Source organism: Acinetobacter sp. D009 (assembly GCF_038562025.1).
GTDB classification, from domain to species: Bacteria; Pseudomonadota; Gammaproteobacteria; order Pseudomonadales; family Moraxellaceae; genus Acinetobacter; species Acinetobacter pittii.
Window position 1 is genome coordinate 718588 of sequence record NZ_CP151886.1, and the last position, 19804, is coordinate 738391.

Annotated in this window: 19 protein-coding genes; 10 read left to right on the forward strand and 9 right to left on the reverse strand. The window is 36.2% G+C overall.

The features are described 5' to 3' along the window. The first annotated feature begins 62 nt into the window (after window positions 1-62). Together AAC388_RS03535 and AAC388_RS03540 are read left to right on the forward strand one after the other, a co-directional pair. The gene (locus AAC388_RS03535) at window positions 63-974 is read left to right on the forward strand and encodes a polyprenyl synthetase family protein (RefSeq protein WP_017386295.1); all 912 of its coding nucleotides are present in this window, start codon (window positions 63-65) and stop codon (window positions 972-974) included. Between the two features lie 57 nt (window positions 975-1031). Then, on the forward strand, window positions 1032-1400 hold the full coding sequence (locus tag AAC388_RS03540; protein ID WP_342371202.1) for an MmcQ/YjbR family DNA-binding protein: 369 nt from the start codon (window positions 1032-1034) through the stop codon (window positions 1398-1400). A gap of 70 nt (window positions 1401-1470) precedes the next feature. Here the strand turns inward: AAC388_RS03540 and AAC388_RS03545 are convergent, their stop codons facing one another. The 4 genes from AAC388_RS03545 to AAC388_RS03560 form a co-directional block, all read right to left on the reverse strand. Next, window positions 1471-2325, reverse strand: a complete 855-nt coding sequence (locus AAC388_RS03545) for an SPFH domain-containing protein (RefSeq protein ID WP_002116544.1) — start codon at window positions 2323-2325, stop codon at window positions 1471-1473. 28 nt (window positions 2326-2353) lie between these two features. Continuing rightward, a complete protein-coding gene (locus tag AAC388_RS03550; RefSeq protein WP_016143172.1) occupies window positions 2354-2815 on the reverse strand; it encodes an NfeD family protein in 462 nt (153 codons plus the stop codon). A 105-nt stretch (window positions 2816-2920) separates the two neighbouring features. Further along, on the reverse strand, window positions 2921-3838 hold the full coding sequence (locus AAC388_RS03555) for a patatin-like phospholipase family protein (protein WP_014207516.1): 918 nt from the start codon (window positions 3836-3838) through the stop codon (window positions 2921-2923). A gap of 66 nt (window positions 3839-3904) precedes the next feature. Then, window positions 3905-4531: a lysophospholipid acyltransferase family protein gene (locus AAC388_RS03560; RefSeq protein WP_342371203.1), complete on the reverse strand. Its 627-nt coding sequence runs from the start codon at window positions 4529-4531 to the stop codon at window positions 3905-3907. Between the two features lie 128 nt (window positions 4532-4659). Between AAC388_RS03560 and AAC388_RS03565 the strand changes: the two genes are divergently transcribed. The 6 genes from AAC388_RS03565 (at window position 4660) to AAC388_RS03590 (ending at window position 11650) form a co-directional block, all read left to right on the forward strand. Further along, entirely contained in the window at window positions 4660-5919 is a 1260-nt protein-coding gene (locus AAC388_RS03565; protein WP_342371204.1) for an MFS transporter, read from the forward strand. 73 nt (window positions 5920-5992) lie between these two features. Beyond that, the gene (locus tag AAC388_RS03570; RefSeq protein WP_014207513.1) at window positions 5993-6184 is read left to right on the forward strand and encodes a hypothetical protein; all 192 of its coding nucleotides are present in this window, start codon (window positions 5993-5995) and stop codon (window positions 6182-6184) included. A gap of 274 nt (window positions 6185-6458) precedes the next feature. Beyond that, a complete protein-coding gene (locus AAC388_RS03575; protein ID WP_078219638.1) occupies window positions 6459-7775 on the forward strand; it encodes a DcaP family trimeric outer membrane transporter in 1317 nt (438 codons plus the stop codon). A gap of 178 nt (window positions 7776-7953) precedes the next feature. After that, complete coding sequence (locus AAC388_RS03580; RefSeq protein WP_342371205.1) at window positions 7954-9603, forward strand: phosphoethanolamine--lipid A transferase; 1650 nt, start codon at window positions 7954-7956, stop codon at window positions 9601-9603. Window positions 9604-9617: 14 nt separating this feature from the next. Next, window positions 9618-10292, forward strand: a complete 675-nt coding sequence (locus AAC388_RS03585) for a DNA-binding response regulator PmrA (protein ID WP_002116411.1) — start codon at window positions 9618-9620, stop codon at window positions 10290-10292. Between the two features lie 23 nt (window positions 10293-10315). Further along, the gene (locus AAC388_RS03590; protein ID WP_002116013.1) at window positions 10316-11650 is read left to right on the forward strand and encodes a two-component system sensor histidine kinase PmrB; all 1335 of its coding nucleotides are present in this window, start codon (window positions 10316-10318) and stop codon (window positions 11648-11650) included. Between the two features lies 1 nt (window position 11651). Here AAC388_RS03590 and AAC388_RS03595 read toward each other — a convergent pair whose 3' ends face one another. From AAC388_RS03595 to AAC388_RS03605, 3 genes are all read right to left on the reverse strand, one after another. Next, window positions 11652-12362, reverse strand: a complete 711-nt coding sequence (locus tag AAC388_RS03595; protein WP_342371206.1) for a phosphatase PAP2 family protein — start codon at window positions 12360-12362, stop codon at window positions 11652-11654. Between the two features lie 138 nt (window positions 12363-12500). After that, window positions 12501-13688: an ammonium transporter gene (locus AAC388_RS03600; RefSeq protein ID WP_016143347.1), complete on the reverse strand. Its 1188-nt coding sequence runs from the start codon at window positions 13686-13688 to the stop codon at window positions 12501-12503. A gap of 305 nt (window positions 13689-13993) precedes the next feature. Further along, a complete protein-coding gene (locus AAC388_RS03605; protein ID WP_060466084.1) occupies window positions 13994-14878 on the reverse strand; it encodes a LysR family transcriptional regulator in 885 nt (294 codons plus the stop codon). Between the two features lie 116 nt (window positions 14879-14994). On the opposite strand from AAC388_RS03605, the gene AAC388_RS03610 reads away from it, so the two are divergent. Together AAC388_RS03610 and AAC388_RS03615 are read left to right on the forward strand one after the other, a co-directional pair. After that, a complete protein-coding gene (locus tag AAC388_RS03610; protein ID WP_060466085.1) occupies window positions 14995-15900 on the forward strand; it encodes an AEC family transporter in 906 nt (301 codons plus the stop codon). 128 nt (window positions 15901-16028) lie between these two features. Next, complete coding sequence (locus AAC388_RS03615; protein ID WP_060466086.1) at window positions 16029-17045, forward strand: molecular chaperone DnaJ; 1017 nt, start codon at window positions 16029-16031, stop codon at window positions 17043-17045. Window positions 17046-17102: 57 nt separating this feature from the next. On the opposite strand, the gene AAC388_RS03620 is transcribed toward AAC388_RS03615, so the two are convergent. Together AAC388_RS03620 and AAC388_RS03625 are read right to left on the reverse strand one after the other, a co-directional pair. Next, window positions 17103-18122: a DUF4435 domain-containing protein gene (locus AAC388_RS03620; RefSeq protein ID WP_060466087.1), complete on the reverse strand. Its 1020-nt coding sequence runs from the start codon at window positions 18120-18122 to the stop codon at window positions 17103-17105. Further along, window positions 18115-19740 carry an AAA family ATPase gene (locus AAC388_RS03625; RefSeq protein WP_060466088.1) on the reverse strand — a complete coding sequence of 542 codons (1626 nt, stop codon included), beginning with the start codon at window positions 19738-19740 and terminating at the stop codon, window positions 18115-18117. The genes AAC388_RS03620 and AAC388_RS03625 overlap by 8 nt, the downstream gene beginning before the upstream one ends. Window positions 19741-19804 lie beyond the last annotated feature (64 nt).

The window sequence follows — 19804 nt, forward strand, 5'->3', positions numbered from 1 at the left end:
GTAGCGCATGAATGCTTCAAGACATTCAATAAAATTTCTCTACTGATTTTATCGAGGCGACTGTGTCATCACTCTCTCAAGTTAATGCGGATGTTTTAAAACAAGCTCAACAACGTATTCAACAAGATTTATTGACGACATTGGCCGCATTTTCAATTCCAGAACCTTTAAAAAGTGCAGTACACCATGCAGTCATGCTTGGTGGAAAACGTGTGCGTCCAGCTTTATGTTATGCCACGGCTTCTTTACAGCCAAATCCGAATTTTGCTGCGGCTCGCCGTGCTGCGGTTGCAGTTGAACTTATTCATTGTTACTCACTAGCGCATGATGACTTGCCTTGTATGGACAATGATTTACTGCGTCGTGGTCAGCCGACTTGTCATGTTGCGTTTGGTGAAGATACGGCTTTGCTTGCAGGCGACATTTTACAATCAATGGCTTTTGAGGTTTTAGGGAGCCGTTTGTTCGATGAACAAGGGCAGGGTACCGATGCCGCGATTGTATTAAAACAAATGCAGATTTTAGCAACTGCCAGCTCCAAGATGGTCTCTGGACAGGTTTTAGATTTGCAAGCTGAAGGCAAGCAAATTACTCAAGACGAACTTGAAAATATTCATCGCAATAAAACTGGTGCGCTCATTCAGGCTGCCATTATGATGGGTGCCGTGACCATTTTCTCTGGAACAGATCAAGCAATTCCAAAGTTGCGTCAATATGGGCAGACCATTGGTTTGGCTTTTCAGGTATTAGACGATATTCTCGATATTACTTCGAGTACTGAAACCTTGGGTAAAACTGCAGGTAAGGATGAACAAGTACAAAAATCGACGTACCCAGCCTTAATGGGGCTCGAACAAGCAAAGGCCTATGCTAAAGAATTGCATGATCAAGCTTTTGAAGCCTTAGCTCATTTTGGTGACGATGCAAAAGAATTAGTAGATATCTCACAATTTCTTTTAGCACGTACTAATTAATAATATTAAATCAATATTCGTGCTTCTATTCATATTCAATGAATAAGGGAGAAAAGAATGAATGGTGCTCAGCTTCATCAAAAAGCAATTGAAATCGCTCGTAATCTTCCTTTTAGCCAACAGGACTATCCATTTGGGCCTGAATATGAAGTTTTTAAAATTCTAGAAAAAATATTCATGCTGACAGCAGAAGTAGCTGACGTCAAAATGGTTAATGTTAAATGTGATCCGTATAAAAGTCAGGAATATCAGGAGCTCTATTCATTTATTGTTCCGGGATATCACATGAATAAAAAGCACTGGATTTCGATTACACCGCATAAGAACTTAACAAGCGATTTACTTCAAGATTTAATTCACGATTCTTATGATTTGGTTGTAAAAAAACTCCCTTTGAAAGATCAGAAAAGATTAAAAAACCAATAATATAAAACATAAAAAACGGCGACATCATAGTCACCGTTTTGATTTCAATTACGTATTGAAAGTTCCTAAATTAATTATGCTTTCCCATAATTCCGCGAATTGTATTTAAAACATCGGCTGGTAAAACCACAGTTTTAGCATTGCTTGATTTCGCCATATCTTGCATCGCTTTGACATACTGTTCACCTAACAGGTAAGCAACTGGCGTTTCTTTATCACCCACTGCACTTGTCACCATCTCAATGGCTTTTTGTGAAGCTTCTGCCAAAACAACTTGTGCTTCTGCATCACGGCGAGATGCTTCTAAGCGACCATCAGCTTCTAAAATTGCAGCTTGTTTTTCACCATCAGCTCTCGTTACTGTCGCACGGCGTTGACGTTCTGCGGCAGCTTGAGCTTCCATGGCAGCTTGCATGGTGGAAGAGGGCTGAATATCTTGAATTTCGACAGTTTTTAAAGTGATGCCCCAATCTGAAATATCATCAGAAATCGCAGCTTTGAGCTTCGCTTTAATATGATCTCGTGAAGACAAAGCATCATCTAGATCCATTTCACCGACAATAGAACGTAATGAAGTTTGTACAAGGTTTTGAATTGCCCATGTATAGTTTTCAATACCATAGACCGCTTTTTCTGGTGTGGTTAAATTAATGTATGCCACAGCATTCATGAGTAATACAGCATTGTCGCGCGTAATCACTTCTTGAGATGGGATATCTAACACAATATCTTTAGTGGTAACTTTATAAGCCACTTCATCGACATAGGGAATCACAAAATTAAGCCCGGGATTAAGGGTAGAGTGATATTTCCCTAAACGTTGAACAATCCACTTATAACCCTGAGGAACAATACGAACCCCTTTAAAAATGGTGACAGCCACAAAAGCCAAAAAGGCTAAAACAATAATAGTACCGACTGGCATGAAAATACCCTCTCTTTATCTTTAATGTTTATGAAGTACCATGGGACTGGACAATTAAGTCATTACCCGAAATATCAATAACTCTAACACGATCACCGACTTTGACTGGTGTGGTGCTTCGGCAGTTCCACTCATCGGCCCCTAAAATAGGCATTGGAAAGCGAACGATAATTTGATCATGGTCGAGACCGGTTTGAATCACCATACCAATTTGACCAATAGTCGCTTCACGGGGTAATCCCGCTTTTGTTTTATCAATTGATAATGGTTTAATAAATTTGAACCAAAGAATGGTGCATAGCACTGACAGAACTATCCACAATACAATTTGCGTTGTGAGGCTAATATCTGGAAATAACCAGTAGAGAAAGCACACCATAATGGCGGCAATACCAAACCAAAGCGCGGCAAAGGCGGGTAGAATCAGTTCAGAAAGAATAAGTAAGATACCCAATACAAACCAGTGCCAAGGTTGTATAACAAACTCCATAGATCTGCTCTTTTATATATCTTTATGATGGGTAAAAGTGACTCAATATCACTTTTACCACTGTAGCAGATGATGGGGAGTGTGGATAGAAAAAAACCACCTCAATTAGAATTTAGGGCGTGGTGCAGGCTTAAACGCAGCTGGAGATTTTTTGAAGTTTGCAATTGCAGTTTCAACTTGGCGTATTTGCGCTTGAGCAGCTTTTTCACCTTCCAAAATTGCTTGATTACTTGACTTGAGATCAAGAGTACCTAGATGACCAACTTTAGGTTGAATGACAACATTGGCCTGCTTGAGCTCTTCATTAATACTTTGTTGACCCATGATATTAATGGTTTGATCCAGTAGTCCCCACATATTGGCTGGGCGATTTCCTGCTGGACGCGCGGAAATATCGACTGCAATGACAATATCTGCACCCATATCACGAGCAGTTTTAACAGGAATTGGGCTAACCAATCCACCATCTACATATTTCTGCTTGCCAATTGTTGCTGGTACAAACACATTTGGAATACTGCAAGATGCACGTACTGCTTGGCCTGCATTACCTTTAATGAAGTCAGCTTTTTGACCATTATCAAGACGTGTTGCCACGGCAGCAAAACGGATTGGGAACTTCTCAATCGGTTTATTGCCTACATTACGGTTAACGTAGTCCTGTAACTTTTGTCCAAGAATAATACCCTGACGATTAAGTGTTAAATCGCGGATATCTGACTCTTGTAACTTTAGAGCCAGACTTTGCAATTGATAAGGCGTTTGTCCACTTGCGTAGATACTTCCAACAAAGCTACCGGCACTGGTACCCGTGACAATTTTAGGTTTAATTCCGTGAGACTCTAAAACCTTAATTACACCAATATGTGAAAATCCTTTTGCTCCACCGCCACCTAAAGCAAGTGCAATCACAGGTTCACGGGCTTTCATTGAGGTTGTCGGTGTTGGTGTTTTGCTAAATTTATCACAGCCAAATAGTGCTAGAGAGATAAATCCAATACTGGCAAATTGAGCAATTTTCATCTTTAAAAATAATCTACGTCGAGATAAATTAAGAGGGCTCATGAGACCAGATTTGCTCAATTTTTGCTAGGTTTTTTTCACTAGATTTTGTAAAGGTTCAGCAAGCCAATTACGATTTTTAGGTGATATTTTTCCTTCATAACGCTCAAAAATCTTGGTGAGATCTTCATCATAGTTGCCACTTGGGTTTAGGTGACCTAAGCAGTGAATCGTCTTGTGATCATAATCAAAAGAAAACATCACAATGGGAATATTGGCTTTTGCAGCGATATCATAAAAGCCACTTTTCATTTTTTTTGCTTTTTTACGTGTGCCTTCGGGCGCCATACCAATCCAGATCTTGTCATATTTTTGAATAGTTGCAACGACTTGCTCAGTAAGACCATTGGCTGTGTCACGTTTAACTGGAATAACTCCAGCCCAATCTAAAGCTCGTTTAAATGGTGGTTTAAAAAGAGCATCTTTACCTAACACCGTAATTTGAATACCTAATCCGAAAATCGCAAGAAAGCCATACCATCCATCAATATTGGAAGTATGGGGGGAAATAATCGCCACTGCTTTTGGCAAATTAGGAACTTCACCTTCAATTGTCCAACCTTGCGCTAAAAAAAGTTTTTTAAATAGCGCTCGGCTTAAAGCAGTACCGCGTTGAGGTACTAAATCAGGTAAATTAGGGAAATGTTGATCCATATTTTTTTAAATTTTAACTTGTCCTAGTTTTATCTTAATCTTTTGAAATATATGCTTCATTGGCAAAATGTAAGAACAACATGACATTTGATGTTATTCCTCATTAAACAAATAAAAAGTAGGTTTCTATGTTGCGGCAGCAAAATCTTTATCTTCTGCTATTTTCTTTATATTGGGCACAAGGACTGCCTGTTGGGTTTATGACCCACGCTTTACCCGTGATCTTAAGAGCAGAAGGAGTTTCACTCGCCCATATTGGTGGCTTTGGCTTATTAATGTTACCGTGGTCAATCAAGATTTTTTGGGCGCCGTGGGTCGACCGACACGCACTTTCCCATTTAGGACATTATCGTAGTTGGATTCTACCTACTCAGTTTTTGACTGTGGGTGTACTGTGTATTTTGTCTTTTTTCCCTGTTCAAGCTTTAGATCAACCTATTTATTTATTCGCATTTTTTATTTCCCTTCTTTTTATGAACTTAACTGGAGCAACACAAGACATTGCTACCGATGCTTTAGCAGTCAACTTGTTAAAACATGATCAGCAGCATTGGGGCAATACATTTCAGGTCATTGGTTCGCGGTTAGGTTTTATAGTTGGGGGAGGCGCCGTACTTTGGTGCTTAGACTGGTTAACATGGCAACCCACTTTTTTGCTATTAGCAACCATAGTATTTTTAAATACTCTACCAGTTTGGTTATTTAAAGAGCGTCAACATACTTCTCATGCGAGTCGCGAACTCAAACTTGATCAGCAAAATTTAGTCCTAAAAATTAAAGCTTACCTAAGATATTTCTCTCAAAATAAAGAACTCCGCTCTTGGTTAATGGTACTGATCACTTTTAAAGTAGCAGACGGCTTAGCTGGACCATTACTTAAACCTTTAATGGTTGATATGGGGTTAAGTTTTACTCAAATTGGTGTTTACATCACGATGCTCGGTGCAGTCGCAGCACTCGCTGGGGCGGCAATAGCAGGAGGCGTGCTTAAATACTTTTCAAGACCAGCAGCATTAATTGGCTTTTCAATTTTTAAAATTATGAGTCTAGGAGCCTATGCTTATTTAGCCTATGCCTATGAACAAAAAATTCAGTTGAATGTCTGGGTTATATATACAGTCAATGCTTTAGAAGATGCATTCTCGGCAATGCTATTGGTAGCTATGTTGACTCTAGTCATGCATTACAGTCGAAAAGAATATGCGGGAACAGACTTCACCTTTCAGGTTTCAGTCATGGCGACTGTTAGCGGTCTTCTTTATAGTTTTAGTGGTGTGATTGGAGATTTACTCGGTTATTTCCATTATTTGATAGCTATTGTCATTATTGCAGTGATCAGTTTACTGCCTATTTTCCTATGGAAACATGAGAAACTACAGGAAAAATAATGTTAACTAAATGAAATAAAGAACTTTAATATTGCTCAAGCAGTGATCTAAGCTTTATCTACTACCTTTGTCTATGTTTTTAAAAATGTATATTTTTAGCTATTTAAATGCTCAATTAATTGTGCCATCTTGTGTGGGTAGCAAATGGAAGCTTAATGGAGAAAAAATGGATTTGGATAACAAGAAAAATCATGTGAATCAATCAAAATGGGCAGAAAAATGTTCAATTAGATTGGTTATTAGCCTAAAGTCTAAAAAAGAATAATGAAATAACGATTTAATCATTCTATAAGATAAGAGAGTTGTGTAGGATTCGTTACAACATGAAGTTAAGGTAAAAATCTGTAAATCAAAGTATGTTTTTTTTATGTCTTTGTTTATAGGTTTTAGTCTTGCACAACGTTGAAATTGGTTTTGGTTGCGGTAATAAAATTAATGTAACCAATGTGGAGGAGAGTTGATTTTTTAGCCCCTAATTTAATGGCGTAAATCAACTTGGCATGGATAGGCAACATAAAATATATTTTTAGGAGTTTTTGATGGATCTATTCCTTAATCGTAAATCTTTCGTTATTAAAAGTTTAGCTCTTACAGTTACAGCTTTAATGATGAGTGGGGCACATGCTGCGACTTCCGACAAAGCGGAAATTCAACAGCTTCGTAAAGAAGTTGAAGCGTTAAAAGCTTTAATTCAAGAACAACGTCAAGTTCAGCAACAACAACAGCAAGTACAGCAACAACAGCAAGTCCAGTTAGCAGAAGTTAAGGCACAACCTCAAGCTGCTGCGCCAGTTTCACCTTTAGCATCATTAAAATCTAAAGCGGGTGCTGATGTGAACCTCTATGGTTTTGTTCGTGGCGATGCTAACTATATTATCGAAGGTGCGGATAACGACTTTGGTAAAGTAGCTGAATCAAAAGGTGAGGCGACTGATAAAATTCGTGCAACACCTAAAACAACTCGTCTTGGTTTAGATTTTACTGCTCCAGTAAATGATGCCAAAGTTGGTGGTAAAATCGAAGTTGACTTTGCGGGTACGAATGATGGATTACGTATTCGTCATGCTTTCTTAACTTATAACAATTGGTTATTCGGTCAAACAACTTCAAACTTCTTGTCTAACCATGCACCAGAAATGATCGACTTCTCGACAAACATTGGTGGTGGTACAACGCGTGTTCCACAAGTACGTTATAACTATAAACTTGGGCCAACAACTCAATTGTTTGTAGCGGCTGAAGAGGGCGATAGCACTGGCCTTACTGGTAAAAAAGATGAAGATGGTGCTTGGATAAATGACAGTATTAAATATAGCCTACCAGTCTTAACTGCTAAAGTAACCCAAGGTTATGCTGATGGCAAAGGTAATGCTTCAGCTCGTGCATTAGTTGAAAACTATAAATCAAAAGCTGGTGGTGACAACCAAACTGGTTGGGGCGTTGCTGTTGGTACCGACTTTAAAGTATCTGATCCTTTAAAACTCTTTGCTGATGCATCTTATGTGGTAGGTAATAGTAACTATCTATACGGTAGTAATAAGGCCTATACAATCGTAGATGGTGATATTGAACAAAATGAATTTGTAGCTGTACAAGTGGGTGGAACGTATAAGATTTTGCCTAACTTACGTTCTACATTAGCGTACGGTGCTCAGTTCTCTGATGATGGTACTGATTATGCTAAAGCATATGCAGCAGGGAATGAAAAAGTTCAGCAAGCATGGATTAACTTCATCTATACACCAGTTAAACCAATTGATTTAGGCGTTGAATACGTTAACGGTAAACGTGATACATTTGATGGTAAGTCTTACAAAGACAACCGTGTTGGTTTAATGGCTAAATATAGTTTCTAAAAACAATATTTAGTTAAAAGCTCAAAAGACGAGGTTAAATCTAATCTCGTCTTTTTTTATATAAATTAAAAGAATTAGCTTGCTTTAAAGCTTCAGAATTAGATCATTTTTTATTTAAGTCATTTTTAAGTTTCAATTTCTACATTAGAGCATCATAAAAAGATTGTAGTCACCCAAGATGCTGAATTTTTTTTCTACTTTAAAACATAAACAGATTTCACTGTTTATGTTTAATTTGATTATAGCCATTTGGTTAGGGGCAATTCTAAATATTGGTTTTTATCACCAAGTCCATCTTTTAACTCCATATTTTGGAATAAAGGCTATTCTATTTTTAGCTGCTACTGTAGTTATTGTGGTTGCTGCTTATTATGCGGTTTTACAGATTTTAAACTGGAAATGGACCGCTAAAATTTTTGCAATTTTACTGGTCGTGATTGGTGGTTTTAGCTCTTATTTCGTCAATACATTAGGTGTAATTATCTCACCTGATCAGATTCAAAATATGATACAAACTGATGTATCTGAAGTTTCTGATTTAATTTCATTACGTTTCGGGCTTTGGACAGTTTTCTTTGTTGCTTTGCCGATTATTTTAATTACTCAGGTAAAGCTTAAAAAAGAAAAAGTATCTTATTTATTGATGAAAAAGCTTGGTTCGATTGTAGCCTCATGTGCAATCGTGGGTGTTTTACTATTTGTTTATTATGTTGATTTTGCATCTATTTTTCGTGAGCATCGTGATTTGAAAGGTATGATCTCACCACAAAATAGCATTTCTTCCTTAATGTCTTATTACCACAAAATGGCACCTAAGAAGAACTTGCCACTTATACATTATGGAGAAGATGCTCATCAAGTTCAGCAAGTACAAAGCAACTTGCCTAAATTAATGGTTCTCGTTGTTGGTGAGACAGCTCGTGCGGAAAGTTTTGCATTAAATGGTTATTCGAAAAATACGAATCCGGAACTTTCCAAACAAGATATTTTGAATTTTTCCCAAGTCAGCTCATGTGGTACAGCAACTGCTGTGTCGGTTCCATGTATGTTCTCTGGAATGCCTCGCGTTGACTACGATGAACAACTAGCAAGTCACCGTGAAGGTCTATTGGACATAGCTAAACGTGCGGGTTACCAAGTAACTTGGATTGATAATAACTCTGGCTGTAAGGGTACTTGTGATCGTGTTGAACAGTACAAAATACCAGAAAAGTTAAAGCAAAAATGGTGTAAAGATGGCGAATGCTATGATGATATTTTAATCGATAGCTTAAATGAGTATTTAGCGACTATTCCTAAAGAAGATACTCGTCCGCGACTCATTGTTTTACACCAAGTCGGAAGTCATGGGCCAGCCTATTACAAGCGTGCACCTGCCCAATATCAACCGTTTAAACCGACTTGTGATACTAATGCGATACAGGGCTGCTCTCAAACGGAGTTATTAAATAGTTATGATGACACAATTGTATATACAGACCATGTGTTAAGTCAGATCATTAATAACCTAAAAGAATTATCGAAATATCAAACAGGTTTATGGTATTTATCTGATCATGGTGAATCGACGGGTGAACATGGTTTATATTTACATGGTTCACCGTATGCAATTGCACCGACCCAACAAACGCATGTACCAATGATGATGTGGTTTTCTGATAGCTGGAAACAACACAACCTTGCACAAGTGAGTTGTTTAGGCCAACAAACTAAAGAAAAGTTAAGTCAGGATAATTTATTCCCAAGCTTACTGAGTTTGTTAGGTGTAAAAACTCAGGTCATCAACCCTCAACTGGATATGCTGCACTCTTGTGCCCATGTGAATTAAAGCGAGCCTAGAACATGACAAAAATCTTGATGATTGAAGATGATTTTATGATTGCAGAGTCAACAATAACGTTGCTGCAATATCATCAATTTGAAGTGGAGTGGGTCAATAATGGCTTAGACGGTCTGGCTCAGTTGGCTAAAAATAAATTCGATTTAATTCTTTTGGACTTAGGGCTACCTATGATGGATGGCATGCAGGTCTTAAAGCAAATTCGCCAAAGAGCAGCAACTCCCGTCTTAATTATTTCAGCGCGAGATCAGTTACAAAACCGTGTTGATGGTTTAAACCATGGTGCAGATGATTACTTGATCAAACCATACGAGTTTGATGAATTACTTGCTCGTATTCATGCGCTATTACGCCGTAGTGGCGTAGAGGCTCAGCTTGCGAATCATGAGCAACTATTACAAAGTGGTGATCTGGTTTTAAATGTTGAACAACACATTGCAACTTTTAAAGGACAGCGTATTGATTTGTCTAATCGTGAGTGGGCAATTCTGATTCCTTTAATGAGCCACCCAAATAAAATCTTTTCTAAAGCAAATCTTGAAGATAAGTTATATGATTTCGATAGTGATGTAACCAGTAATACGATTGAAGTATATGTGCATCACCTGAGAGCTAAACTCGGGAAAGACTTTATCCGAACTATTCGAGGATTGGGTTACCGTTTAGGGCAATCGTAACTTAATTTTGGAACTTCATAACAGTGCATTATTCATTAAAAAAACGACTGATTTGGGGCACCTCAATTTTCAGTGTCATCTTAGGTTGTATATTAATTTTTAGTGCGTATAAAGTTGCACTGCAAGAAGTTGATGAAATTTTAGATACCCAAATGCGTTATTTAGCTGAGCGAACAGCTGAATATCCATTAAAAACGGTAAGCAGTGAATTTGATTTTCATAAAACTTATCATGAAGAAGATCTATTTGTAGATATTTGGGCTTATAAAGATCAAGCCCATTTATCACACCATCTCCATTTATTGGTTCCACCTGTTGCACAAGCTGGCTTTTACTCACATAAAACCAGTAACGGCTTAATCCGTACCTATGTTTTACCGTTAAAGGATTACCAGATTCAGATTAGCCAGCAAGAAAAGGTTCGTGAGGCTTTTGCTTGGGAACTTGCAGGTAGCATGTTCATTCCATATTTGATTATCTTACCATTTGCGATTTTTGCTTTAGCTGCAATTATTCGTCGTGGGCTGAAGCCGATTGATGACTTTAAAAATGAACTGACTCATCGTGACTCAGAAGAGCTGACGCCTATTGAAGTTGTAGATTATCCTCAAGAATTGTTACCCACAATTGATGAAATGAACCGTCTTTTTGAGCGCATTTCTAAGGCACAAAATGAGCAGAAACAGTTCATTGCAGATGCTGCCCATGAACTTCGAACTCCTGTGACTGCTTTAAATTTACAAACTAAAATTTTAATTAGTCAATTTCCTGAGCAGGAATCGCTGCAAAATTTGAGTAAAGGATTAGCGCGTATTCAGCACTTGGTGACACAGCTTTTAGCGCTAGCTAAACAGGATGTTTCTTTAAGTGTGATTGAACCGACGAGGGCTTTTCAGCTTAATGATGTTGCTTTAAATTGTGTTGAGCAGCTTGTTAATCTGGCTATGCAAAAAGAAATCGACTTGGGCTTTGTTCGTAACGAGCCAATTGAAATGCATAGTGTTGAGCCAACTGTTCATTCAATTATTTTTAACTTAATTGATAATGCCATCAAATATACCCCTCATGAGGGGATGATTAATATTTCTGTTTTCACTGCTACAGATGGCGATGCGTGTATACAAATTGAAGATAGCGGCGCGGGGATCGACCCAGAACATTATGATAAAGTTCTAAAGCGTTTTTATCGTGTACATCATCATCTTGAAGTGGGGAGTGGTTTAGGTCTATCCATTGTTGACCGAGCAACTCAACGTTTAGGTGGGACTTTGACACTAGACAGAAGTTTAGAGCTTGGTGGACTTTCGGTCTTGGTTAAACTTCCAAAGATTTTACATGTTCACGAAACAAGGACTTGAGTTAGACAAGTTCTTGTTTGACTCGTTTTTCAAACTCAAAGCGGTGAATACAAACGGCATAAAATAAGATATTTACCGCCCAAATGACCCAACCTGTCCATAAATTATGACTTAGGAAATGTGCTCCACGCATCATTTGTGCCCATCCCATCATAAAGCCTAATAAAATGCCTGAAATGAGATAAAAATAGGCACGTTTGGGTTGTTCAAGACGATAAACAAAATAACCTGTCATTAAAATAAAGCCAGCGCTTGCATGTCCACCCGGAAAGCAATGCCCATGTTTCGCAGTAAAGTCCCAAATATAGCCACCTAAGCTGTTAGGATGAATCATATTCCAAGGGCAGGCATGAGCAGATTGTGATTTTAAGAGACCAACCAGTGCGCTACCAATCATGCTCACAAAAAACATATAACCATATTGCCAGCGATAAAGCTTTAATTTCTCAACTTTAAATGATGCAAGCCATAGACTAAAAAAGATGACATAAATGCCAGTAATGATCTGCTTTACAATCTCATGATTAAGTCTTTCCAGATACCAATTGTCTCGATTGAAAAAATGACCCGTTGAATCGATCCAAGGTTGGATGAGGTACATATCAATTTTCCCACCCACTGGAAAAATGATTAAAAGCAGAAAAAAACTGAAAAACAGAAGAATGATATTAATCTGGAAAAATTGTTTTTGTTGATTCATGCCATGCAACATCAATTAGATTGTGGGTAAAGGCATTACATAAAATAAAACTTAAATTGCTCTTAAACTATACTGAAGAAAGAAGTTCAATTTTCCTTAAAAATAAAAAAGCGACGAGAAGTATCGTCGCCCTGAGCACTTTAGAAAGTATTAAAACATACCCTCTTCAGAATTTGCTGAAATTTTATGAATAGACAAATCTGCACCACGGAACTCGTCTTCTTGAGATAAACGAATGCCGATAGTTGCTTTAAGCAAGCCGTAAACAATAAAGCCGCCAGCAAGCGCAATAGCGATCGCGAGCGCTGTTCCGATGAGTTGAGAGATGAATGAGACACCTCCTAAGCCACCAAGCCATTGTTGACCAAATAAACCTACTGCGATACCACCGAATGCGCCGCATACGCCGTGTAGCGGCCAGACACCAAGTACATCATCAACTTTAAGTTTGTTTTGAGTATAGGTGAATAGATATACAAACATAGCCCCAGCTGCACCACCAATAACAAGTGCACTGATTGGATGAACAATGTCAGAGCCTGCACAGATTGCCACTAAACCAGCAAGTGGACCATTATGTAAGAAACCAGGGTCATTTTTTCCAATCGCATTTGCTGTAATGGTTCCGCCAACCATAGCCATGAGTGAGTTAATGGCAACCAGACCAGAAATTGCATCAACACGTTGCGCGCTCATCACGTTAAAGCCAAACCAGCCAACAATCAAAATCCATGAACCAAGCGCTAAAAATGGAATAGAAGATGGCGGATGAGCACTTACACGACCATCTTTCTTATAACGACCAGAACGCGCCCCCAATAAAATGACAGCAGCAAGTGCAATCCAACCGCCCATGGCATGAACTACGACTGAACCCGCAAAGTCGTGAAAAGCTGCGCCAAAGGTTGTTTCTAACCACTTTTGCAGACCGTAGTTACCATTCCAGACCATACCTTCGAAAAATGGATATACCAGCGCAACTAAAGCGAGTGTGGCAATTGCTTGTGAACGCATTTTTGCGCGTTCAGCAATACCACCCGAAATAATGGCAGGAATTGCCGCAGCAAAAGTGAGTAAAAAGAAGCAACGCATAAGGTTATAGCCATGATCACTTGATAAAACCGTACCATCATGGAAGAAGTGCTGGCCATAAGAGATGTAGTAGCCAACAAAGAAATATGCGATTGCAGAAAGGGCAAAGTCAGTCAGAATTTTACTAAGTGCGTTCACCTGATTTTTATGGCGAACCGTACCAAGTTCCAAGAATGCAAAACCTGCGTGCATGGCAAGAACCAAAACAGCACCAAGTAATAAGAAAAATAGATCTACATTTTGCATAGCATGCTCGAAAAAAGTGCTAAATTCCATTTTGGAACAAATCTGGGTCTGTAAATTGCACCAAAATAGATTTAAGGAATCTAAAAACCTAAGTTTGTCGAAACAAACTCAATTGCATAAAAGTGAATATGCAATAAGCGCACCAATTTGGATTAAATAAGTAGTTTTTGGCGATAAATGGTGCGTTGATTTGGTTAAAGAGGGGCGGTTTTGGCGCTTTTTACGTTACAAGTCATCTAATACGCTTATAAATTGACCTGAAAGAGTTCGTTCTCAAAGTTTAAAAAAGACTCGCTCATATTCAATTAATGATCTGACCAAACCGATTGTGCGACTTCAATAAAAGCTTTTGCAGCGGGACTCATGTGCTTTTTATTTTTGACTGCGAGACCAATAGAACGTTTAAGGTTCGGTTTAAAAGGGCGTTTAACTACATTTGGATAGAGTGAGAGTAACTCTTTGGTGAGCACCATATCAGAGACAATCGAAATCCCTAACTGGTTATGGACCATGCTGACGATACTTAGAATTTGTGACACATAAAACTTGATGTCTGGTTTCACATCAAAGTTTTTTAAAATTAATTCGACCTGATGTCGACTACCCGCCATTGTCATAATAAAAGGGCAATTTTCTAGCTGTACTGGATCAATATAGAGTTGTTGGGCGAGCGAGTAACTATTCGGAATTAGGGCCACAAAACGATCTTCAATCAAAGGGAATGTATCGAATCGCTCATCTGGCATAATCAAGAAACCAACTTCTATACGCCGTTCCAATAGCCACTGGGCAACTTCTTTATCTTCACCTTCATCAATATAAATCTCGATCTTAGGGTAGCGCTGCCGAAAGGTTTCTAAAATTTCAGGCAATAGATAAATAGATGATGAAGCCCCAAAAGAACCAATACGTAATGTTCCTTCGTTTAAACCGTGGATGGCAGCCACTTCTTTTTCTAATGTATCGGAAATACTCAATAACTCTTTTACATGTGTAAGTAGCTGCTGGCCTGTCGTGGTGAGCTCAATATCGCTTTGAGTTCTTGAAATCAGGTTAATGCCCCATTGTTGTTCTAATGATTTAAGCGCATGGGAAACTGCCGACTGTGAAATTCCCAGCTTTTCTGCAGTAGCAGTGAAGCTTTTTAGTTCAGCAATGAGTGCAAAAATTTCAAGCTGGGTAAATGTCATGTTGTATTTGTTATGAGTAAAAACTCATTTTATCATGAGTTTTCATTATCTTTAATATATGAGTAAGCCAAGCGAATTGCCAAAACAGCAAGCCCTAACAAAACTCGAGTAAAGAAATGAATAGTATTGTTTTATCTCTCTTTCCTTTAGTTGCATTAATTGCATCGGGATACTTATTTAAAAAATATCGTTTTTTTAGCGATGAGTTTTGGGCTGGGGCAGAGAAGTTAAATTACTATATTCTATTTCCCGCTTTACTTTTTAGTACGCTATCGACCGCAAAAATTGACTTACAAAGCTTGAGTACAGCCATCATTGCGATGTTGGTTGTGGTTTTAGCAGTCACCATCTTTTTATACATCCTCCGAATATTTTGGCACATACCACCTGCACGTTTTGGTGTGCACGTACAAAGTATGGTTCGCTTTAATACCTATATTGGTTTGGCTTTAGTGACATCGCTTTTTAAAAGTGAAGGAATGGCAATACTGGCAATTTTATTGGCGCTTTGCATTCCGCTTGTGAATGTTATTTCGGTGCTTGCTCTAACCTCTAAAGAACACATGGCAATTAAACCTGTTTTGATTGCACTCCTTAAAAACCCGTTGATTGCATCATGTGTGGTCGGAGCAGCAGTCAATGCACTTCAAATCCCAATTTGGGAAGGCTTTACTCAGTTTATTAAGCTTTTTTCAGTGTCGAGTTTGCCACTAGGGTTGTTATGTGTTGGCGCAGCTTTACAGTTTATGCAAATTAAAAAAGACATTATGGTATTGGCAGCAGATACGTTTGCTCGACTTTTAGCAGTACCTGCTTTGGCTTATATGGTCTGCATGTGGTTTGATTTACCAAGTTTGCAAACACAAATTTTAGTCATTTTCTTTGCGCTACCGACTGCTTCTGCTTCATACATTTTAACCAAAGTTTTGGGTGGTGATAGTCAACTTATGGCAGCCGTGATTAGCTTTCAAACTCTATGTGCTGCCGTGACTTTGCCATTAGTGATTTGGTGGATTTCTTAAAATATAAACTTTAGTTAAGACACATTCTATTTTTTAAAAATGAATAGGTTGATGATGACTTAATAAATGCTTTACTACCTTCCTCATCTGATTATTGCTACACTTTTTTCTTTTTCAGGTGGATGAGTATGTCCTTTGATCTCAAAGTCAGCTTGCAGCAAAGGTCTGAGCCGTCTGCACAGCAGAAAAAACTGAATCGCCTGATTGATAAAATAGAACAGCAAAAAGTTAGCCTGAGCACATGGCAAAATGCACAAGCTGAGATTCAACAGCACATACGCCAAAAACTGATGCCTGTGTATAATGATTTACATATAGTGCTATTTCAGCAGTTAGAGCAACTTTGGAATATATTGCATAGCCATGAGTTTTCTAAAGCGGATATACAACAAATCGATGAAAAAATTGCCCAGCTTGCACAAATGTTGAAGCGCTCAAAAATGCTATCTGCTGAACAGTTGGAGCTGGTAAAGCAGATCGATACCTTTTATCAGCAACATGCAGCGGAATCGGCAAAAAAGAATAAAAAAGCTCAGTCAATACAATTTGAATATGATGAAAATTCTGAGCAAAGCGTAGAGTTAGAAGAAGACTTTGAACAGTATGCTGCCGAGCAACAACAAGCGCGGGAACAAGCTAAACAGCAAAGACAACAACAGAAACGTGAACAAGCTGAGCAAATGGCAGCGCAGTCACTTAAAACAGTCTATTTAAAAATTGCCGCGATGATTCACCCAGACCGCGAGCAAGATGAAACTAAAAAAGAAGAAAAAACGGAGCTGTTCCAACAGGCAAGTCAGGCTTATGAAAAGCAGGATTTGTTTTATTTACTCAAACTTCAGTTACAGCTTGAACAGAATAAAGGGCTAGGCGCTAAAGAGCTATCTGCTGAGCAGTTGCGGTTTTATAAACTCGCTTTAGATGCACAAAGTAAGCAGCTTGAAAGCCAAATAGCTGAGATTTTAGATTCTTTTCAATTAGCAAAAAATGTAAAAGCAGAGCATGTACATATTAGTGATATTTATAAAGCGGTAGATGCTGACTGTGTTGAGCTAAAGCAGCAGTTGAAGTGGGAAAAGGAACGTTTAAAACATATGAAAAAAGTGAGTGGGATAGAGATGTTGTTGGGTGGTGGGGTGCTTTAATTTTTAAGTAAATGCTCCTAATCCTAATAGATATGAGATTAGGAGCAAGTTGATTTTTTAAGCAATTTTTTTATGATTTGTAGCAACTCTTTCTAAAAAAGAATTAAGGCATATAGGCCGAATCGCATATTGAGAGAAATCGGAAATAATATCATGGCTTTCTTTATAAACAGAAATATTAATTGATTTAAATTTCCTATTTTCATCTCGACACTTCTTTATTGTATTTTTATAGTATATTTTTTTTAATTCTCTATTTTGAGATGCTTCTTTTAATCTGAAAATAAAGTTATGAATAAAATAAAGCATGAATTTCCCACGGATAAAATAACTTAGCTCAGTTAAGCCTTTATTTTTATAAAATAACTTAGCTTTTTCTAAAAAAGTAGATTCAAAATTATCTTCATCTACATTAATAAATTCAAATAATGATTGATTTATGCGTAGTTTTACCTCATCTAAGCTTATATAAATAATATTATCTAAATTTAGATCCCGTGCATTAATTTTTAAATCTGTAATATTATTTTCATACATGAGTCTATTCGCTCGAATTAAAGCATCTAGATCTTGAATTATATTAATAAATTGTTCTAGAAGTATCATGAATTTATTAAAACATATATTGTAATCGGATGAGCTGAGAGGTTGATTTTCATCTGTAAATTTAAACTTATGAATTAAAATATTACGAATGAAAATATCATTAGTATAGAAATTCTCAATTGAATAATAAGGTGTCATATAGATTTTATTAGAGGATGGTGGATTCTCATGATAATCTTTATCAATAAAACCAAAAAAAAATGATGATCTATATTCTTGTTTAGTATGGTTTTCTAAGGTTTTTATAATTAATTCAACATTTTTTCGACCATAAGAAACTATATAATCCCAATCCTCTTGAAATGATCCTAGATAGGAATTTAAGCTAATATTATAATAATTTATATCATCCTCGCCTTCAAAAAATAAAAAATATCTGTTTGAGTTTTTTTCAAATTTTTCCATAAAAATTTTAAAAGTGACAGAGTCATCTTCTAACTCAGCTAACATGGATTGTACGCGATCAGTCATTGTTAGATTCCTTCATTTCTAGAGAAAGATCAGCAGTATTGATTTTTAAATCATTTGAAAATATAAATGGCGAGTGTGTAGTTGCAAATAAGAATTCACATCTATCAGTTTTTAATATATTTGGTAATAAAATTTTTTGCCATTCTATCGAAAGAGATAATTCTGGTTCATCTATTATTATCCAATATTTTACTTCTTCACTAGTTTCTTTTAATAGTAATCTAGTAAAAAGTGAAATAATTTGTTTTTCACCTGATGATAGATTGTTTAATTCAATAGTTTTATATTCTTTTTTATATTTTTTTAATATTTTTATATCAACATTGTTCTCATCATAAATAATTTTTTTGTTATTGAAATTAAAAAATTCATTAGAAATATTAACAAATTTTTTTATATTTATTTCAGACTTTTCTTGATTTTCATAAATCTTTATTAAATTTATTAACATATAGTATAAGAAATTATATTTTTCATGATTTAATTGATTTTTAGTGCTTAATAGCTCAATTATTTTGTTTTTCGTCTCTTTTGAAATGTTGTCCTCACCTAGTCTTTCAAATATAATTTTTATTGTATTTATTTTTTCAGATAAACCTTGAATTTGATTTTTGGTTGGGTTTTTGAAGGAAATTGAGTTTTTTAGCATGAGACCACTAAACTTATTAAATCCATCAATCATAGATTTTCTTAGATTTATTGATATATCTCTCCAAGTGTTTTCGATATCTTCTATACCAAATTGAATTAGCTTATTACTCATAAACTTTTCTTTAATATCATTACTATTAATCATAAATTCATAATTTAATTCATTGTTGCTAAATTCATCGAACAAAGAATCGATGTTATGCTCAATTCTACGATATGTTGGTAGGTAAATAATCTTTAAATCTTTAAATTCTTTGAATAAATTAACACGGACCTCCATTGTTTTTAGCTGTTCTTGCATATCTTCAATTATGTTTTTTGATTGGTTTTTAGATTTACTTTTTATATTGAGATATAGTTCATTAATATTTTGTTCATTTTTTAATGATGTTTCATAGTTTTGAAATATATCATTATAATCTTGAAAATAAAGTGATAGAATGTCTTCATAATCTTTTATTATTTTTAAAATTTCATTGTTGTTTTTTGATTTTAATTCAGATTTTATTATTGAGCTTGTATTTTTTATTACTTTGCTACTAAATTTGTTTTCATAAACATACAGATAAATTAATGCAGTAAATGTAGAGTTAAGAGGGCGAATTTCTTCTTTATTGGGATTTATATTATTTCTCTGAATAAAATCTTTATATATTTCTATAAAGTCACTATTGATAAAATCATTTAAACTATTTAGTCGCTCTGAGTCTAAAAAAGATCTTAAAATTAATTTTGAAAATTTGTAAGTTAGATTGTTAGAAAGTATTATAATAATCGAGTCAAAATTATAAGTTGAGATTGACTTATAATCTAAAGAAAAAAAACTGTAAAAAATATTTAAAATTGTAGTTTTTCCACTACCATTTTCAGAAACTATAATTTTTTTATTGTCACGAAATTCTAGAGAAACATCATATTCGTTGTTTAAATTCAATATTTTAAATGCTTTTAAAGTAAAATTTTTCATATGTTAATCTTAGTATAAAGGGCTGAATAATCAACCCTTTATACTACAGATTAAATTGTAAACT

What these genes read in the sequence shown, in the direction of transcription:
- AAC388_RS03540 (WP_342371202.1), top strand. Translation starts at nt 1,032, where the DNA reads ATGAATGGTGCTCAGCTTCATCAAAAAGCAATTGAAATCGCTCGTAAT.
- AAC388_RS03545 (WP_002116544.1), bottom strand. Translation starts at nt 2,325, where the DNA reads ATGCCAGTCGGTACTATTATTGTTTTAGCCTTTTTGGCTTTTGTGGCT.
- AAC388_RS03550 (WP_016143172.1), bottom strand. Translation starts at nt 2,815, where the DNA reads ATGGAGTTTGTTATACAACCTTGGCACTGGTTTGTATTGGGTATCTTA.
- AAC388_RS03555 (WP_014207516.1), bottom strand. Translation starts at nt 3,838, where the DNA reads ATGAAAATTGCTCAATTTGCCAGTATTGGATTTATCTCTCTAGCACTA.
- AAC388_RS03560 (WP_342371203.1), bottom strand. Translation starts at nt 4,531, where the DNA reads ATGGATCAACATTTCCCTAATTTACCTGATTTAGTACCTCAACGCGGT.
- AAC388_RS03565 (WP_342371204.1), top strand. Translation starts at nt 4,660, where the DNA reads ATGTTGCGGCAGCAAAATCTTTATCTTCTGCTATTTTCTTTATATTGG.
- AAC388_RS03570 (WP_014207513.1), top strand. Translation starts at nt 5,993, where the DNA reads ATGTTTTTAAAAATGTATATTTTTAGCTATTTAAATGCTCAATTAATT.
- AAC388_RS03575 (WP_078219638.1), top strand. Translation starts at nt 6,459, where the DNA reads ATGGATCTATTCCTTAATCGTAAATCTTTCGTTATTAAAAGTTTAGCT.
- AAC388_RS03580 (WP_342371205.1), top strand. Translation starts at nt 7,954, where the DNA reads ATGCTGAATTTTTTTTCTACTTTAAAACATAAACAGATTTCACTGTTT.
- AAC388_RS03585 (WP_002116411.1), top strand. Translation starts at nt 9,618, where the DNA reads ATGACAAAAATCTTGATGATTGAAGATGATTTTATGATTGCAGAGTCA.
- AAC388_RS03595 (WP_342371206.1), bottom strand. Translation starts at nt 12,362, where the DNA reads ATGTTGCATGGCATGAATCAACAAAAACAATTTTTCCAGATTAATATC.
- AAC388_RS03600 (WP_016143347.1), bottom strand. Translation starts at nt 13,688, where the DNA reads ATGCAAAATGTAGATCTATTTTTCTTATTACTTGGTGCTGTTTTGGTT.
- AAC388_RS03605 (WP_060466084.1), bottom strand. Translation starts at nt 14,878, where the DNA reads ATGACATTTACCCAGCTTGAAATTTTTGCACTCATTGCTGAACTAAAA.
- AAC388_RS03610 (WP_060466085.1), top strand. Translation starts at nt 14,995, where the DNA reads ATGAATAGTATTGTTTTATCTCTCTTTCCTTTAGTTGCATTAATTGCA.
- AAC388_RS03615 (WP_060466086.1), top strand. Translation starts at nt 16,029, where the DNA reads ATGTCCTTTGATCTCAAAGTCAGCTTGCAGCAAAGGTCTGAGCCGTCT.
- AAC388_RS03620 (WP_060466087.1), bottom strand. Translation starts at nt 18,122, where the DNA reads ATGACTGATCGCGTACAATCCATGTTAGCTGAGTTAGAAGATGACTCT.
- AAC388_RS03625 (WP_060466088.1), bottom strand. Translation starts at nt 19,740, where the DNA reads ATGAAAAATTTTACTTTAAAAGCATTTAAAATATTGAATTTAAACAAC.